This window comes from Pseudomonas phytophila, assembly GCF_025643095.1.
GTDB lineage: Bacteria > Pseudomonadota > Gammaproteobacteria > Pseudomonadales > Pseudomonadaceae > Aquipseudomonas > Aquipseudomonas quasicaspiana.
Window position 1 is genome coordinate 6,374,451 of the sequence record NZ_CP081201.1, and the last position, 14,742, is coordinate 6,389,192.

16 protein-coding genes are annotated in these 14,742 nt (G+C 56.9%); 8 read left to right on the forward strand and 8 right to left on the reverse strand.

The features are described from left to right. The first annotated feature begins 231 nt into the window (after positions 1–231). On the forward strand, positions 232–927 hold the full coding sequence (locus K3169_RS28785; RefSeq protein WP_099270093.1) for an OmpW/AlkL family protein: 696 nt from the start codon (positions 232–234) through the stop codon (positions 925–927). Between the two features lie 114 nt (positions 928–1,041). Here the strand turns inward: K3169_RS28785 and K3169_RS28790 are convergent, their stop codons facing one another. The 3 genes from K3169_RS28790 to K3169_RS28800 all read right to left on the reverse strand — a co-directional run bounded on the left by K3169_RS28790 (position 1,042) and on the right by K3169_RS28800 (position 2,856). Beyond that, on the reverse strand, positions 1,042–1,317 hold the full coding sequence (locus K3169_RS28790; RefSeq protein ID WP_003177201.1) for an HU family DNA-binding protein: 276 nt from the start codon (positions 1,315–1,317) through the stop codon (positions 1,042–1,044). Between the two features lie 189 nt (positions 1,318–1,506). Continuing rightward, positions 1,507–2,655, reverse strand: a complete 1,149-nt coding sequence (locus K3169_RS28795; RefSeq protein ID WP_255878124.1) for an NAD(P)/FAD-dependent oxidoreductase — start codon at positions 2,653–2,655, stop codon at positions 1,507–1,509. A 33-nt stretch (positions 2,656–2,688) separates the two neighbouring features. Then, positions 2,689–2,856 (reverse strand): rubredoxin, encoded by a 168-nt coding sequence (locus K3169_RS28800; RefSeq protein WP_002555879.1) that lies wholly within the window; start codon positions 2,854–2,856, stop codon positions 2,689–2,691. 190 nt (positions 2,857–3,046) lie between these two features. Here K3169_RS28800 and K3169_RS28805 point away from each other — a divergent pair, with 190 nt between their 5' ends. After that, entirely contained in the window at positions 3,047–3,616 is a 570-nt protein-coding gene (locus K3169_RS28805) for a chorismate--pyruvate lyase family protein (RefSeq protein ID WP_099270095.1), read from the forward strand. Beyond that, positions 3,616–4,506 (forward strand): 4-hydroxybenzoate octaprenyltransferase, encoded by an 891-nt coding sequence (gene ubiA / locus K3169_RS28810; RefSeq protein ID WP_231665588.1) that lies wholly within the window; start codon positions 3,616–3,618, stop codon positions 4,504–4,506. Before K3169_RS28805 ends, ubiA begins: the two co-directional genes overlap by 1 nt. Positions 4,507–4,602: 96 nt before the next feature. Here ubiA and K3169_RS28815 read toward each other — a convergent pair whose 3' ends face one another. Then, positions 4,603–4,959 carry a hypothetical protein gene (locus tag K3169_RS28815; RefSeq protein WP_406643713.1) on the reverse strand — a complete coding sequence of 119 codons (357 nt, stop codon included), beginning with the start codon at positions 4,957–4,959 and terminating at the stop codon, positions 4,603–4,605. 183 nt (positions 4,960–5,142) lie between these two features. Here K3169_RS28815 and phoB point away from each other — a divergent pair, with 183 nt between their 5' ends. From phoB to K3169_RS28840, 5 genes are all read left to right on the forward strand, one after another. Then, a complete protein-coding gene (gene phoB, locus K3169_RS28820; RefSeq protein WP_027901508.1) occupies positions 5,143–5,832 on the forward strand; it encodes a phosphate regulon transcriptional regulator PhoB in 690 nt (229 codons plus the stop codon). A gap of 126 nt (positions 5,833–5,958) precedes the next feature. Next, the gene (gene phoR, locus K3169_RS28825; protein ID WP_231665609.1) at positions 5,959–7,224 is read left to right on the forward strand and encodes a phosphate regulon sensor histidine kinase PhoR; all 1,266 of its coding nucleotides are present in this window, start codon (positions 5,959–5,961) and stop codon (positions 7,222–7,224) included. 120 nt (positions 7,225–7,344) lie between these two features. After that, on the forward strand, positions 7,345–8,685 hold the full coding sequence (locus K3169_RS28830; protein WP_027901506.1) for a hemolysin family protein: 1,341 nt from the start codon (positions 7,345–7,347) through the stop codon (positions 8,683–8,685). 141 nt (positions 8,686–8,826) lie between these two features. Continuing rightward, positions 8,827–9,306 carry a helix-turn-helix domain-containing protein gene (locus K3169_RS28835; protein ID WP_231665587.1) on the forward strand — a complete coding sequence of 160 codons (480 nt, stop codon included), beginning with the start codon at positions 8,827–8,829 and terminating at the stop codon, positions 9,304–9,306. Next, positions 9,303–10,571, forward strand: coding sequence for a type II toxin-antitoxin system HipA family toxin (locus tag K3169_RS28840; RefSeq protein ID WP_231665586.1), 1,269 nt, complete (start codon positions 9,303–9,305; stop codon positions 10,569–10,571). The genes K3169_RS28835 and K3169_RS28840 overlap by 4 nt, the downstream gene beginning before the upstream one ends. 142 nt (positions 10,572–10,713) lie before the next feature. Here K3169_RS28840 and K3169_RS28845 read toward each other — a convergent pair whose 3' ends face one another. The 4 genes from K3169_RS28845 to pstB all read right to left on the reverse strand — a co-directional run bounded on the left by K3169_RS28845 (position 10,714) and on the right by pstB (position 14,637). Further along, positions 10,714–11,610 (reverse strand): peptidoglycan DD-metalloendopeptidase family protein, encoded by an 897-nt coding sequence (locus tag K3169_RS28845; protein ID WP_231674926.1) that lies wholly within the window; start codon positions 11,608–11,610, stop codon positions 10,714–10,716. A gap of 239 nt (positions 11,611–11,849) precedes the next feature. Continuing rightward, positions 11,850–12,767 (reverse strand): response regulator, encoded by a 918-nt coding sequence (locus tag K3169_RS28850; protein WP_027901939.1) that lies wholly within the window; start codon positions 12,765–12,767, stop codon positions 11,850–11,852. Between the two features lie 207 nt (positions 12,768–12,974). Next, positions 12,975–13,736 carry a phosphate signaling complex protein PhoU gene (gene phoU / locus K3169_RS28855; RefSeq protein ID WP_122396678.1) on the reverse strand — a complete coding sequence of 254 codons (762 nt, stop codon included), beginning with the start codon at positions 13,734–13,736 and terminating at the stop codon, positions 12,975–12,977. 67 nt (positions 13,737–13,803) lie between these two features. Then, entirely contained in the window at positions 13,804–14,637 is an 834-nt protein-coding gene (gene pstB, locus K3169_RS28860) for a phosphate ABC transporter ATP-binding protein PstB (protein WP_027901941.1), read from the reverse strand. Positions 14,638–14,742: the final 105 nt, after the last annotated feature.

Consider the following 14,742-nt stretch of genomic DNA (forward strand, 5'->3'; position numbering starts at 1 on the left):
TAGGTTTTCCAAAAGAGGTGCAAATTTGGCACAGCGCTAAGACCGGTTTTTGTGGCTCAAGTTCTCGGCGCTGAAGCTCTGGGACAAACCTGGTAACGCATTAACGGGCCTGTTCGCGCAGATACTATGCCATCCGGCAGACGTTCACACGTCGTCACTTCCTGATACTCGGACTTCCTTGACGCAGCCCGCAGCGGCTGGTCGTTGTTCGAATGAATAGTGGAGTGATGTATGCGCAGATTGACCCTTCTCGGCACGCCGGTGCTGATATTCACCCTGGCAGCGTCTACGGCCCAAGCCTATGAGGCCGGGGATATTATTGTCCGGGCCGGTGCAGTGACGGTCGACCCGCGAGAAAGCAGTTCAAGCGTGCGTGTGGACCGTGGAGGTCTGGCGGGTACGGATCTGGGCGGTAAAGCGGGCATGAACAGCGATACCCAGTTGGGTCTGAACTTCGCTTATATGATCACCAATCATTTGGGTATCGAACTGCTGGCGGCGACGCCGTTTGAACATGACGTGACGATCAAAGGCACTTCCGGCGGCATTGCAGACGGCAAGCTTGGCTCACTCAAGCATCTGCCGCCGACGCTGAGCCTGATTTACTACCCGCTGGACAATAAGTCAGCCTTTCAACCCTATGTGGGCGCCGGGATCAACTACACCTGGATCTACGACGAGAGCGTAGGCAGCAGCGCGAGTGCTGCCGGGTTCGATAACTTTCACGCCAGCAACTCATGGGGTTGGGCAGCCCAAGTCGGCGCGGACTACATGCTCACTGATCGCCTGATGATCAATGCGCAGATGCGTTACATCGATATTGAAACCGACGCTTATGTCAGCAACACCAACCTTGGGGTTCGGGCGAAGGTGAATGTCGACGTGGATCCGTTCGTCTACATGGTGGGGCTTGGCTACAAGTTCTGAGACGGCAGACAGCGCGTGGCATGAATGACAACACAACAAAAAACGGGCACCCAACGCATGTTGGTGTGCCCGTTTTTTCACTGCTCGCCTCCCGCGAAGGCGTACAGCCGATGACTAGGGGTTGACGCTGTCTTTCAGGAATTTACCCGGCTTGAAGGCGACCGTGTTGCTGGCCTTGATCTTCACCGGCTCGCCGGTTTGTGGATTTTTGCCAGTGCGGGCACCGCGATGGCGTTGCAGGAAGGTGCCGAAGCCGACCAGGGTGACGCTGTCTTTGCGATGCAGCGCACCGGTGATTTCTTCCAGTACTGCATTGAGAACGCGATTGGCTTGCTCTTTGGTCAAGTCCGCCTTTTCAGCAATGGCGGCCGCTAGTTCTGGTTTACGCATATGAAGCCTCTTATACGGATTTTTGTTTTTATGTCCCGCGCCGCTCATGCAGAACGGTAGTCAGGTGACGCAACGGCTCTACGTTGCGGCAGACGGGAATGAGGATGGCATGCTGTTCTGGCGGACGCCAGTGGACGAATGGCCTATATAGGGCCAAAAATGTGGCTTATCCGACAGAACGGCCAGTATTTATGCCAACAGGGCGGGAAGCGCCTTATTCAGAGCGAGTTTTTCCATCACGGCGGCTCCGGTCAGCGCGTAGCCCAAGAGGTTGCCAGCAGAGTCGTGGCACAGAGCCTTGATGTCAGCGCCCTCGCCCTCAACGCTCCAGATAGCTTCTATGCCACGGGGCGGCGGCGACACAACGAGGGGGCATACCGGGGTTTTTACGGTAATCGGCATAGGGCCGTATTTAACGGCCGTCGGCGTACCCGCAAGGGTTTGGGCCAAGGCGCGGGCGCAGCTCATCAGCGGCATGACGTACAGCAAATTCAAACCGTCGACTTCGGCACAGTCGCCTAGCGCATAGATATTGGCATGGGAGGTTTTCAGCTCCCTGTCCACGATGATGCCGCGACCAATCTGCAGGCCTGCCGCCGCAGCGAGATCGACTCGTGGGCGCAAGCCGATGGCGGACACCACCACATCGCACTGAATGACTTGCCCATCGGACAGGTGCGCTTCAAGTCCATCAGCACTGCGTTGCAAGCGTGTCATCAGCGGCCCGAGGTGAAAACGCGCGCCGAGGCTTTCGAGACCTGCACGCACCGCAGCTGCGGCGGCAGGAGGCAGCAAGGTCGGCATCACTTGCTCGCAAGGTGCCACCAGGTCAACTTCGTAGCCACCCAGAATCAGGTCATTGGCGAACTCGCAGCCGATAAGACCGGCGCCGAGAATCAGTACCCGACGCTTACCCGCTGCTGCCGCGCGAAAACGGGCGTAATCCTCAAGGTCATTGATCGGGAATACGGCGTCGCTGGCGTCACCCTCAACGGGTACCCGAATGGTTTCGGCACCCCAGGCGAGGATCAGGTCGCGGTAGTAAACCGCCTCCTCGCCAATCCACAGGCGTTTGTGCCCTGGATCGATGCCGCTGATGCGGGTGTGGGTTCGCACTTCGGCCTTGAGTTGGTCGGCCATCGCACCGGGTTCAGCCATGCTCAGGCCATCGGCTTCCTTGTTCTTGCCAAAGCCGGTGGAGAGCATCGGTTTGGAGTAGGAGCGTCCGTCATCAGCGGTGATCAGCAGCAGCGGCGTTTCGCCATCGAGCTTGCGAAATTCCCGAGCGAGGTTGTAGCCCGCCAGGCCAGTGCCAACAATCACAACAGGTGCGTTCATACGTACTTCCAGACCAGAGATTAAAAAACCGGATCAGCCGATTTCGATCATTTCGAAATCCATTTTGCCTACGCCGCAGTCCGGGCATAGCCAATCTTCGGGTACGTCCTGCCATAGAGTGCCCGGCGCAATGCCGTCATCCGGCCAGCCGTCGGCTTCGTTGTAGATCAGGCCACAGACAATGCATTGCCACTTTTTCATCGTTATCTCTCATGTTTTCAGGCTAATTGGGGCGTACGTGGTCGTGAGGTGCCACGCTTGCGCCAAACTCAGGGCGTTTTGTACTGATCGCGACGCTGACATGCAACCCCGGTGATCACTACAGGGCGTTACCGGTCGTCGGCCGGAGGGGGCAATCATGCTAAGCTCGCGGCCTCGATCAGCCTGAAAAATGCTTGCCGTGACTGAGCAAAATCCCCCTTCCCTCGCCGTGAACTGGCTTGAGCGCGAGTCGCTTGAGGCCACCGCCGAACCGTTGGTTCAAGCATGGCTGTTTCATCGGGACTCATTGACCCGCCGTCTGACCGCATTGTCTTCCGACCATTTCAGTGTCACGCCGCTCGTCGAAGGCTGGCAAGCGCTGCGCGACGATGAGTGTGTTGCGCTGGATCTGCCTGAACAAAGCGTTGGCTGGGTGCGCGAGGTCTATTTGCGCGGGCATGGCGAGAAGTGGGTATTCGCCCGCAGCGTTGCCGCACGTAGCGCGCTACAGGAAAGCGGCCTGCACATGGATGAACTGGGCACGCGCTCGCTGGGCGAGTTGTTGTTCTGTGATCCGGAATTTGATCGCGGCTCGCTGCAGGTCTGTCGTTATCCAGCGGCATGGCTGCCCGTAGCAGATGCCGCCGAAGGCTTATGGGGACGACGCTCGTGCTTTAGCCGCGGCCCTCTGAAAATACTGGTAGCCGAAGTCTTCCTGCCGACGCTCTGGCAGACGATTCGCACCGTGGAGCATTGCTGATGTACCTGACGCTACTCAAATCCCTTAATCGCCTGAATCCGCGCATCTGGGACTTCATCCAGCTGATGCGTGTTGATAAGCCGATTGGTATTTATCTATTACTGTGGCCGACGCTTTGGGCACTGTGGATTGCTGGCAAGGGTTCGCCGTCGCTGCTTAATATCGCGATTTTTGTGGTGGGTGTGTTCCTGATGCGTGCGGCGGGCTGCGTGATCAATGACTTCGCCGACCGCAAGGTCGATGGTCACGTCAAACGCACCGAACAGCGCCCGCTGGTCAGTGGCAAGGTCAGTTCAAAAGAAGCGTTGGTCCTGTTTGCAGTATTGGTGCTGGTGAGTTTCCTGCTGGTGCTGCTGACTAATCCGACAACCATCTGGCTGTCATTCGGCGGGCTGGCATTGGCAGCCTGTTATCCATTCATGAAGCGTTACACCTATTACCCGCAAGTGGTGCTGGGCGCGGCGTTTTCCTGGGGGATGCCGATGGCGTTCACCGCCGAAACCGGCAGTCTGCCCGCCGCCGCGTGGCTGCTGTACATCGCCAATCTGCTGTGGACGGTGGCTTACGACACTTATTACGCGATGGTCGACCGGGAAGACGATCTGAAGATCGGGGTGAAATCCACTGCCGTGCTGTTTGGCGATGCTGACCGGATCATCATTCTGACGCTGCAAGGGTTGGCGCTGGGCTGCCTGCTACTGGCCGGTGCGCGCTTTGAATTGGGAATGTTTTTCTACCTGGGTCTGCTGGTGGCAGCGGGATGTTTCGCCTGGGAGTTCTGGTCAACCCGCAATCGCGACCGTGACGCCTGTTTCAAGGCGTTCTTGCATAACCATTGGGCTGGTCTGGCGATCTTTATCGGGATTGTTGCGGATTACGCGTTGAATTAACGCGAGGCCTGTAGGAGCTGCCGGAGGCTGCGAAGCAATGTTTCAATCACACCGCAATTCGCAGCCTCCGGCAGCTCCTACAGAAAGTTCATCAGGTCAAGGTTTGACGATGTGCCAGGCGCCGCCTTTGCCATCGCCAGTGACGTCACCGACTTTCTTGTCATCTTTGTAGAAGTACAGCGGCTTGCCGCCATAGGCCCACTGTAATTTACCGTCGTCGCGCTTGATCTGAGTCCATTTGCCGGACGCTGCGGTGTTGGCTTTAGCCTCCAGTGGCGGCCAGTTGATTGCGCATGTGTCGTTACACGCGGACTTGCCAACTGAGTCCTTATCGAAGGTATAGAGCGTTTTACCGCTGTGGTCGGTGAGGTAGCCGTTGTCCCCTGTCATGCCAGGCTCAGCAGCCATAACCAGACTGGAAGACGCGATTGCCGCAGCCGCTATCAAGCCCATGAATGTCGATGAAATCTTGAGCATCGGTAGATCCTTTTCTTATGTGGAAACCGTTGTCGGACAAGACTGCACATTAGTCCTTAAATAACATGGCATGCTAGCCCCTACCGTGACTGTCACACGACTGCAATAATTCCGTTATCTAATGCGCCCCAAGACAGTTAAATGACAAGAGGTTCAAGCATGGTTGGCAGGAGCATTCTGATCGTTGACGACGAAGCGCCTATTCGCGAAATGATCGCCGTTGCATTGGAAATGGCCGGCTATGACTGCATGGAAGCAGAGAACTCTCAGCAAGCCCATGCCATCATCGTAGACCGCAAGCCGGACTTGATCCTGCTCGACTGGATGCTGCCCGGCACATCCGGCATCGAACTGGCCCGACGCCTGAAGCGTGATGAGCTGACCGGGGATATCCCGATCATCATGCTGACCGCCAAGGGCGAAGAGGACAACAAGATCCAGGGTCTTGAGGTCGGCGCTGACGATTACATCACCAAGCCGTTTTCACCTCGCGAACTGGTCGCACGCCTCAAGGCTGTGCTGCGCCGTGCAGGGCCTACCGATGGCGAAGCGCCTATCGAAGTGGGCGGTCTGCTGCTCGACCCGATCAGCCACCGCGTGACCATCGATGGCAAACCTGCCGAGATGGGCCCGACTGAATACCGTTTGCTGCAGTTCTTCATGACCCACCAGGAGCGCGCCTACACTCGCGGCCAATTGCTGGATCAAGTCTGGGGAGGCAATGTTTATGTCGAAGAGCGTACCGTTGATGTGCACATTCGTCGCCTGCGCAAAGCGCTCGGTGATGCGTATGAAAATCTGGTACAAACCGTGCGCGGCACGGGCTATCGCTTTTCTACTAAGAGCTGATGACCTGTTCGTAAACCGACAGCTTGAACAGATAGCCGCAAACAGGCAGCGCAACCGCCCGGTATGCGCTCGACATGGATGTACGTTTAATTGAATCAAAATTGGCATGGCACCCTGATCCGCCACATGCTGTTGCTGGTGACGGCCTGCCTCGTGGTCGGGCTGATCAGCGGCGAATATGGCTGGAGTCTGGCCATCGGTCTGGGGCTGTATCTGGCCTGGACCCTCAAACAACTCTTACGCCTGCACGAATGGCTCAGTAACCACCAGACCGACGAACCGCCGCCTGATGGTTACGGTTTGTGGGGCGAAGTCTTCGACAGCATCTATCACCTGCAACGTCGTGATCAGCGTGTACGCGGTCGGCTGCAAGCGGTGATCGACCGAGTGCAGGAATCCACCGCCGCCCTTAAGGACGCGGTGATCATGCTCGACAGCGAGGGCAACCTGGAGTGGTGGAACCGCGCCGCTGAAACCCTGATGGGCCTCAAAACCCCACAAGACAGCGGCCAGCCAGTGACCAATCTGGTGCGTCACCCGCGCTTCAAGGAGTACTTCGAGCAGGACAGTTTTGCCGAACCGCTGGAAATCCCCTCGCCGACCAATGACCGGTTGCGCATTCAGTTGCTCATCACCCGCTACGGCAACAACGAGCACCTGATGCTGGTGCGCGACGTCACGCGTATTCATCAGCTGGAACAGATGCGCAAGGATTTCGTCGCAAACGTTTCCCACGAACTGCGCACGCCGCTGACGGTTATTTTCGGTTATCTGGAAACCTTGCTGGATAACGTCGAGGAAGTGAACCCGCGCTGGGTGCGCGCCTTGCAACAAATGCATCAGCAAGGCGGGCGCATGCAGACGCTGCTCAACGACCTGTTGCTGTTGGCCAAACTCGAAGCGACAGACTATCCGTCGGATAATCACCCGATCGTCGTCAGCACGTTACTCAAGACCATCACCAGTGATGCGCAGGCGTTGTCTGGCAACAAGAATCAGCAGATCGACCTGAACATCGAAACCGATACGCTACTAAAGGGCAGCGATACCGAACTGCGCAGCGCGTTTTCCAACCTGATTTTCAACGCCGTGAAGTACACCCCCGCCGAAGGTAAAATCCAGATTCGCTGGTGGGCCGATGAGCGTGGCGCGCATCTGAGCGTGCAGGATTCGGGGATCGGTATCGAAACCAAGCATTTGCCTCGCCTGACAGAACGCTTCTACCGCGTGGACTCCAGCCGCGCCTCCAATACCGGCGGAACGGGACTGGGCCTGGCCATCGTCAAACATGTGCTGTTGCGCCATCGGGGAACACTGGAAATCAACAGCGTGCCAGGCAAAGGCAGCGTGTTTACCTGCCATTTTCCACCGATCCAGCTGGCCCAAGCCTAGCCTGCGACACCTCCGCCACTAGGCAAGCAGGCATTGAGCCGCTACATTGCGGCTCTTGTGCACCCAATATCGGTGCAGCAATAACCTCTCTCGCTAAAACGGAACCCGTAAAACTCCATCATGGACCCTTCCCCTGGTTTTAACCTCGCTTCACTGTTCGCCGACTTCGGCATGATTCTCTTCGCAATGGTTCTGGTCCTGCTCAACGGCTTTTTCGTTGCGGCAGAGTTCGCCATGGTCAAGCTGCGCTCAACCAAGGTTGAAGCCATTGCAGAAAAAAACGGCTGGCGCGGACACATCCTGCGCACTGTTCACAGTCAACTTGACGCTTATCTCTCCGCTTGCCAGCTGGGTATTACCCTGGCCTCGCTGGGGTTGGGCTGGGTCGGTGAGCCAGCGTTCGCGCACTTGCTGGAGCCGCTGCTGGCAGCCATGGGCGTGGACTCGCCGGAAGTGATCAAGGGCGTGTCGTTCTTTACCGCCTTCTTCATCATCTCCTACTTGCACATCGTGATCGGCGAGCTGGCCCCCAAGTCCTGGGCGATCCGCAAACCGGAACTGTTGTCGCTGTGGACGGCGGTGCCGCTGTACCTGTTCTACTGGGCGATGTACCCGGCCATTTACCTGCTGAACGCCAGCGCCAACGCGATTCTGCGCATTGCAGGCCAAGGCGAGCCTGGTCCACATCACGAACACAGCTACAGTCGTGAAGAGCTGAAACTGATTCTGCACTCCAGCCGTGGCCAGGATCCTAGCGATCAGGGTATGCGAGTACTCGCGTCCGCCGTGGAGATGGGCGAACTGGAAGTGGTCGACTGGGCCAACTCCCGGGAAGACCTGGTGACGCTTGATTTCAACGCGCCGCTCAAAGAAATTCTCGCGCTGTTCCGCCGTCACAAGTTCAGCCGCTATCCGGTATACGACGCTGATCGTGGCGAGTTTGTCGGTCTGTTGCACATCAAAGATTTGCTGCTGGAACTGGCGGCGCTGGACCACATCCCGGAATCCTTCAATCTGGCCGAACTGACGCGTCCGCTTGAGCGAGTGTCCAAGCACATGCCGCTGTCGCGCCTGCTTGAGCAGTTCCGTCAGGGTGGAGCGCACTTTGCGCTGGTGGAAGAAGCCGACGGCAAGATCATCGGCTACCTGACCATGGAAGACGTGCTCGAAGTGCTGGTCGGCGACATTCAGGACGAACACCGCAAGGTCGAACGCGGCATCCTCGCTTATCAGCCGGGCAAACTGCTGGTGCGCGGCGATACTCCACTGTTCAAGGTCGAACGCCTGCTCGGCATTGATCTGGACCACGTGGAAGCCGAAACCTTGGCAGGCCTGATCTACGAAACCCTCAAACGGGTACCGGAAGTCGAGGAAGTCATGGAGTTCGAAGGGCTGCGAATCATCATCAAAAAGATGAAAGGTCCGAAAATCGTGTTGGCCAAGGTGGTCAAGATTGATTGATACCTCACTTACATGACGCCTGAGTGCAACTGAATTGGTGGATTGAAGCTTATACAGCCAAAATACTTGCACCTTTCAGTCAAAATCTTAAAAAGTGCTAGTATTCTTTCATCAGCCTAAACGTAGTGAAAGAATACTTGCATGGCAATGAAGACCGCTCCACTTTTCCCTGCAACCGAACGACTGCTTGCCGATCTTGGCGAGCGGCTCAAACTTGCCCGCTTGCGACGTAAAATTACCGCTAAACAGGCAGCCGAGAGAGCCGGGATGTCCCAGATGACGCTTAGGGCACTCGAACGCGGTTCATCCGGCAGCACTATCGGCGCCTACCTCGCAGTCATGCAGATCCTGGGGCTTGAAAAGGACCTCAGCAAACTGGCTGCCGAGGATGAGCTTGGGCGGCATTTGCAGGACTCAGAACTTCTTCCATCCCAAAAAAAGACGTCGCGGGTCAATAAAAACGGGGCGCAAGCATCGATCAAGCGCACCAGGATTTCCAATGCCAAGGCAGCCGAAACGCCGACGTCATATCCAGTTGCAGACCAGAACGACGATGGATCAATCAGTAGTGATTCACTTGCAGCCCTTATACCGCCTCGGCGAAGGGCTGATAAAAAATGAGCACAATGATTGGGGTTTATGCCGACTGGGTGGGCTTATCGGGGCCCAAACGCCTTGGCTGGCTGCATGTTCGAAAGACACGGCAAAGCGAAAAATTCGAGTACGAAAACGACCCGGCAGCGTTGAAAGATCGCGCCTTGAGCAACGTCCGGATCGATCCCGAGATTGGCCCCTTTATGGGTGCCCAATACCCAGCCAACGGTCGAGACATGTTTGGAGCATTCGGCGACTCTAGCCCTGACCGCTGGGGGCGAATGCTTATGAAGCGTCGCCTGGAGCGCGATAAACGTGAAGGCTTTGCTTCACCTGATGATCGCCTGGACGAATCTGACTATTTATTGGGTGTACACGACCTATACCGGGTCGGAGCACTTCGTTATCGACTCAATGACGAAGGCAACTTTCTTGACGATCAAAATGATGTAGCAGCCCCCCCCTTTGTTGAGCTGCGAGCACTCGAACGCGCCAGCCGTGCACTCGAGAACGACCCAGACAACCGTGCAGCAGACGGCCGCGAATGGCTCCGTATGCTGATAGCACCAGGTGGCTCGCTCGGCGGTGCCCGGCCAAAAGCAAGCGTTGCCGATAATGAGGGACACCTTTGGATTGCCAAATTCCCATCCACCCGCGACACCTACGATGTAGGTGGTTGGGAACTGGTGGTCAATGCCCTTGCGAAAGCATGTGGATTGAGAGTCGCCTCAGCGACAGCTAAACGCTATGCGAGCAAGGACCACTGTTTCATGGTCAAACGCTTCGACCGCACTGCCAACAACGGCCGCCTCCATTTTGCATCCGCAATGACACTTACCGGTCACGTTGACGGTGACGACGCAGGAAGTGGTGTCAGCTACATGGAGTTGGGCGAAGTTTTGATGCGTCACGGCAGCAATCCAGACCGGGATCTGGAAGAGCTGTGGACGCGCATAGTGTTCAGCATTCTGGTATCGAACACTGACGATCACCTTCGCAATCACGGATTTATCCTTCAGCCCGGTAATGGCTGGAGTCTTTCCGAGGCTTACGACTTGAACCCGGTGCCCCATGGGGACGGCCTGAAGCTCAATATCACCCAGCACGATAATGCGCTGGATCTTGAACTCACCCGAGAAGTGGCTGGTTATTTTCGGATTGGCCGGGGCCGTGCTGAAAAGATCATTGAAGCGTGCACCTACGCAGTCAGCCATTGGAGGACTGTTGCTCAAGCCCTGGGGCTTTCACAGCGGGAGCAAGACTATATGGCGCAGGCCTTTATAAGGTCGTGAGAAACCCAAAAAATCGCGCGGCAAAGGTGTTCAAGATTGGTTGATACACTCATGTAAGAGCTACCGCGGGCTGCGAAACAGTGTCCCTTACGCACCGCATTCGCAGCCTTCGGCAGCTCCTACAGAGATCATGCTGACTCTCTCAATTCCCACCCACCGCAAAATTAGGCAGGCTTTGCACCGGCTGTGCAAACTCGTAGGGGATGGACTCCAGCGCCAGGCCCACGTTGCGCTGGACGACGAAGTGCAGGTGCGGTCCGCTGCTGTTGCCGGTGTTGCCGGAGCGCGCCAATGCGCTGCCTACGATGACGTGCTGTCCTTCCTTGACGCTGACCGAGCCACGCATCAGGTGCAGGTAAACGCCCATGGTGCCGTCGTCATGCAGGATTCGCACGAAGTTGCCGGAAGGGTTTGAGCCTTTGCCGGTCTGGTCGTTTTCGATTTTGACGACCACACCACCTCGTGCCGCAATAATTGGCGTGCCTTCGGGCATGGCGATGTCCATGGCGTAGCGGCCTTTGGCTCCGAAATGGCTGTATTTGCCGTTTGGCCCCTGACTCAAGCGAAACGGCCCGCCCACCCACGGCAATGGATAGCGATACGCCAGACTCGTGCGCTGCGGATCACCGACGATTGAGCGCAGGCTGGTTTTGTAGCTCATCGGCTTGCCGCCGACTTTGGGACTCAGGACCGTGACCCGCTCATTGCCACGCGCAGGTATCGTGCGACGAATTGTCTGATCGGCGACGCCAAGAACGTTCTTCCCGCCGCTGATTTTCAGCTCGACCTCAACCGGCGCATACAGATCGTTGCGGACATAGAGGCTATCCACGCCTTTGTCTCGCTTAGTGCTCAGATGCACCTGACGCTCGATGTGCTCGACCATCCGATCCTTGAACACCACCACGGCGGCACCCGGTGTGGGGCGGTCGGTAAACGAGACCACGCCGTTGGCATCGGTGAATTTATAGATCGTCACCGCCCCGGCCGATTGCGCAGCCAGCAACAGAGCACACAGGATGAGTAAGCGCTCAAGCATGGGATGGGTCTGGGTTGTAAAGAAGATGAGGCAAGCCTAACAGCGATTCCTGCAAATGAGGACTCAGCTGTATCAATCGGCAATAGAGTGGACGTCAAGGAAACCGCGCCAGATGCGCGTGAGCGTCACCTCAAATCCAGTGGGAGCGAATTCATTCGCGAAGAGGCCAGTCCAGTAAAGCATCACTGAATGACACACCTCTTTCCCGAATGAGCTCACTCCTACAGGATCACAGGCAATCAAGCACCCGGTGAGAAGTGCTTCTGTGCAGTGCCGCGGGCGATCAGGCGGGAAATGTAATCCAGTTTCTGGGCATCCTGATCGGTGAAGCGGAAGGTTACTTGCAGCCACTCGCTGTCGGGCTTCTGCTCGAAGGCCACGATGGCGTGCAGATAACCGTTGAGCCGCGCCACTTCGTTGCTCTCGCCTTGCTCCAGATCGAGCACAGCCTGCTCAAGGATCTGTGGCAGGCTTTCGCTACGGCGGACCACCAGCAACGCTTCCTTGAGGGTCAGCGCCTTGATCACACTGCTGTGATTGCCGCTGGGCAGGCGCAATTGGCCCTGACCACGCCCTGCCGGCTCTTTTGCTGCTATTTGCTGCGGTACCGGTGGGGCCTTGGCAAGACCGCCGCCAAAACCAGGTGCAGAAGTTACTGCCGGGCTGGCCGCAGGACGAACGACCTCAGCCTTGCCGCCAGTCAGCGCGCTGAGCGAGTCATTGAGCGGCGAGTTCATGCGCGACGGAGCGGTGGACATCACAGCTTCGAGCTTGCCGACTTTGGCCAGGGCTTTCTTGACCTTGGTCAGCAGTTGTTCGTTGGTGAAGGGTTTGCCGACAAAATCGGTCACCCCGGCCTGAATCGCCTGAACCACGTTCTCTTTGTCACCACGGCTGGTGACCATGATGAAGGGAACGGTTTTCAGGTAATTGTCCTGTTCGCGGCACCAGGTCAGCAGCTCAAGGCCAGACATCTCCGGCATTTCCCAGTCGCACAGGATCAGGTCGAACTCTTCGCGGTTCAGGGTGACCTGAGCCTTGCGACCGTTGACGGCGTCCTCGGTGTGAATACCGGGAAAATAATTGCGCAGACCTTTCTTAACCAAATCGCGAATGAAAGTCGCGTCATCCACAATCAAAACACTGATCTTACTCATCGACGCTCCTGCGGGTGTGTCGCCACTGCTGGCGAACCGCGTTGATGCTGAACACACCCTATATTTCGGCAAGCATAGCGCTGGCTGATGGCCAAAGGCCAACCTGTTTGACGGCGCCAGGACATTTAATTCGCGGGCGGCTGGAAGTTCTTAAACCCGAGAACAAAAACGCCCAGCTGCGAGCTGGGCGTTTTTTCGCAGGCAATCTTACTTATCGTCAGATTTGTCCGGAACATTAGCGCTTTCGCTAGTGATCCCGTGCACCTCTTCTTTCATGCGCTTGAGGCCCATGTGCCGCACGTCGGTTCCGCGCACCAGGTAGATGACCAGCTCGGAAATATTCCGCGCGTGGTCGCCGATACGTTCCAGCGAACGCAGGACCCAGATCACATTGAGTACGCGGGAGATCGAACGCGGATCCTCCATCATGTAGGTCGCCAGCTCGCGCAGGGCCGTCTTGTATTCGCGGTCGATGATTTTGTCGTACTGCGCCACGGACAACGCCAGCTCGGCGTCGAAGCGGGCAAACGAATCCAGAGCATCGCGAACCATGTTGCGCACCTGATCGCCGATATGACGCACTTCGACGTAACCACGCGGCGATTCGCCTTCCTCGCACAACTGAATGGCACGACGAGCGATCTTGGTCGATTCATCACCGATGCGTTCCAGGTCGATCACCGACTTGGAAATGCTGATGATCAAACGCAGGTCGGAAGCCGCCGGCTGACGACGCGCCAGTATGCGCAGGCATTCTTCATCGATGTTGCGCTCCATCTGGTTGATGCGGTCGTCGACTTCACGAACGCGCTGGGCCAGACCGGAGTCCGCTTCGATCAAGGCAGTCACGGCATCGTTGACCTGCTTCTCGACCAAACCGCCCATCTCGAGCAGATGGCTGCGTACTTCTTCAAGCTCAGCGTTGAACTGTTGGGAGATGTGATGCGTGAGGCTGTCTTTATGAATCATGCTTGGTGTCCTTGGAACGTCCGGTTAAGTGCGAAAACGCAGCGGTGCTTCAGGGTTTGAGCAGGACCTAGCCGTAACGACCGGTGATGTAATCTTCAGTCTGTTTTTTAGCCGGGTTGGTGAACATCGTGTCCGTGTCACCGAACTCGACCAGTTTGCCCATGTACATAAACGCGGTGTAATCCGAAACCCGTGCCGCCTGCTGCATGTTGTGAGTAACGATCACAATGGTGTATTTGGATTTCAGTTCGTAGATCAGCTCTTCAACTTTCAACGTCGAAATTGGATCGAGCGCTGAACAGGGTTCGTCGAGCAGCAGGACTTCCGGCTCCACGGCGATGGTCCGGGCGATCACCAGACGTTGCTGCTGACCGCCGGAAAGCCCCAGCGCTGACTCATGCAGACGGTCTTTGACCTCGTCCCACAACGCTGCGGCCTTGAGTGCCCACTCGACAGCTTCATCGAGTACGCGCTTTTTGTTGATGCCCTGGATCCGCAAGCCATACACCACGTTTTCGTAGATGGTCTTGGGGAACGGGTTGGGCTTCTGAAACACCATGCCGACACGACGGCGCAATTCGGCGACGTCTTCACCTTTGGTGTAGATATCGTGGCCGTACAAATTGATTGCGCCTTTTACGCTGCAACCATCGACCAGGTCGTTCATGCGGTTGAACGTACGCAACAATGTCGACTTGCCGCAGCCGGACGGACCAATGAAGGCCGTCACACGCTGCTTCGGAATATTCAGGCTGACATCGAACAGCGCCTGCTTGTCACCATAAAACAGGTTCAGACCCGGCACTTCGATAGCCACGGTTTCGTCGGCCAGATGCAGGCCGGACTTGTTGCGCCCCAGGGCCGACATGTTGATGCCTCGTGCCGGGTTTTCATGCTGCATGGAATTGCTCCCTACGCTAACCAAATTCATTTGAACGTCGGTAAGAGCGAACTTGTTCGCGGGGCGTCGAACCTGACACACCGCCTCGCGAACAAGTTCGCTCCT